This is a genomic window from Brevundimonas sp., from assembly GCF_016463485.1.
Lineage (GTDB): Bacteria > Pseudomonadota > Alphaproteobacteria > Caulobacterales > Caulobacteraceae > Brevundimonas.
Genome location: NZ_JAEMRD010000231.1, coordinates 1 through 2083, shown reverse-complemented (window position 1 = coordinate 2083; position 2083 = coordinate 1). Strand labels below are relative to the sequence as shown.

Genomic DNA, 2083 nt, shown 5'->3' with positions numbered 1-2083 from the left:
GCGGGGGCCGCGCTGGTTGGGGCGGGAGTAGGCGGATGCGCGCTCGTGGCCGTCGACCGAGAGGATGGGGATCAGGATCAGGTTGACCCGGTCCAGCAGCGCGTCCCGGCCGTAGAAGGCGATGTCGCGCAGCAGCATCATGCCCGCGTCCTTGCCGTCGATCTCTCCGGGGTGGATGCCGGCCTGGATCATCAGTACCGGCTTGGAGGGGGCGAGGGCAGTGCCGTCCTTCGAGGCGATGACGGCATAGATCGGACGGCCCTCGGGCGAGGTGCCGAACTGTTCGATGCGGATCAGGTCCGACGCCGCGTCCAGCCGATCGAACCAGGCCCGGGTGTCGACGTAGTTCGGGCTGAAGTCATGGTCGGCGTCCAGTTCGAAGGCCGTGACCCAGGGGTCAGAGGCGTCGCGCAGCAGGCTTCTGGAGGCCCCGGCCCAGGCGGGCGCGGGGGGAAGGAAGGGCTGATCCCACGCGGGCGTGTTGGAGACGGTCTGGCTCATGACGGGGGTTCCCAGGGAAAGCAGGGCGAGGGCGGTGAACAGGGCGCGCATGGCGATGTTCCTCGGACAAATGCGGCGGCTTCGCAAGCCGGCAGCTCAGCTGCCCGTGGCCGGCGACCAGCCGCCGGATGCGATCAGGATATGCCCGGCCCGGACGATGTTCCAGATGGTGTAGCTCAGGACGACAAGCAGGGCGGCGATCACCACCTTGCGGCCCGGCGCAAAGCCAGCGACTGCCGTGGACAGGGCAAAAAGCCCCATTCCGATCAGTATCCTGGGGGTCCAGAGGGCGGCCCAGAGCGGGTCTGCCAGCGACAGCAGGGCCAGCAGCAGCCACACCATGGCATTGGCCGCGAGCACACATCCGAACACGATGCGCCGATGGGCCCAGAAATGGTCGTCGAGATTGATGCGCGCCTCTGCGCCTTCGGCGGTGACGCGCGGGAAGGTGATGCTGGCGGCCACATAGAAGGTCGCGGCGATGGCGAGGCCGATCAGCAGCAGGGCCGGGTTGAAAGGCGCGCCACGAAAGAACCGCCACGCCTGAACCCAGAAGGTCGCCAGATCCATGGCCACGAACAGGGCCAGCATCGGCGTCAGCCAGCCGAAGCGCACCCGGTGGCGCTCATGCAGCAGCCGCGCGAAGCCGCCGACCAGCTCGGCCACCGACAGGCCCAGCAAAAGGCCATAGAAGCTGAAGAAGAACTCGAACGCGCTCATGCGGCCCCCGCCGTTGGAAAGCGAGGCTTAGCGGTTCAGGCGGCCGGCGTCATCTGGCGCGGCGTCATGGGCGATCAGCTGGTGCGGCGTTCGCGCTTGGCTTCCAGACGGTCGATGACCGACTGATGCTCGGCCTTGCGGGCTTCGTGTTGCTGAATCACGGTTTGTTGCTCGGGGGTCAGGCCGCCGGCGGCTTCGGCAGCGGTCTGGATTTCGTAGATCTGCTGGTCGATGGCGACGACCGCGTCCTGGGCGGCGTACAGGCGGCTCTCTTCGCGGTCACTCAGGGCGGGGCGGTTGCGGCGGGCGGCGGCGCGCGAGGCACCCCGTCCGGCCATGACCTGGGCGTCGGCGGAGGTCGGCGTGACGGTCACGATGACGGGAGCAGCGAGGGTCAGGCACAGGGCAGCGATCAGAACACGCGACATCGTGGAAAGCTCCAAACAAGGAATTGCGAACCGACGCTATCGCGGCATTACAAATCCGTCATCCGAAAAGTGTGCGCCGCAATATGAATTGTGACGGGATCGCGGCCTGTTTGCGACACTCGCCGGCAGCGCCGGTTCTCGGAGGCAGGGCGCGGGTCTGGGCCTATTTCCAGATCGGTTTTCCGTCCCCCGGCAGACCCAGCCGGTCCCACATCGACGACACGCGATCGACGACATCGGCGTCCATGCGGATTTCCTCGCCCCACTCGCGGTGGGTTTCGGGGGGCCATTTGTCGGTGGCGTCCAGGCCGATCTTGGAACCGAGTCCGCTCTCGGGGCTGGCGAAGTCCAAATAGTCGATCGGGGTGTTCTCGATGACGGTGATGTCGCGGGCCGGGTCCATCTTGGTCGAGATGGCCCACATGACCTGTTTC

The 2083-nt window shown here is 66.9% G+C and carries 3 protein-coding genes and 1 pseudogene; all 4 read right to left on the bottom strand.

The window, feature by feature from the left end; genetic code table 11:
- Positions 1-552 (bottom strand): M14 family zinc carboxypeptidase (locus JHC99_RS18285; RefSeq protein WP_292156115.1); only part of this gene is annotated, 552 nt, incomplete at its 3' end.
- Between the two features lie 45 nt (positions 553-597).
- Positions 598-1221: a hypothetical protein gene (locus JHC99_RS18280; protein WP_292156114.1), complete on the bottom strand. Its 624-nt coding sequence runs from the start codon at positions 1219-1221 to the stop codon at positions 598-600.
- Between the two features lie 74 nt (positions 1222-1295).
- Positions 1296-1649, bottom strand: coding sequence for a hypothetical protein (locus tag JHC99_RS18275; RefSeq protein WP_292156113.1), 354 nt, complete (start codon positions 1647-1649; stop codon positions 1296-1298).
- A 163-nt stretch (positions 1650-1812) separates the two neighbouring features.
- A pseudogene (locus JHC99_RS18270) lies at positions 1813-2083 on the bottom strand (UbiD family decarboxylase domain-containing protein); the annotation flags it as partial.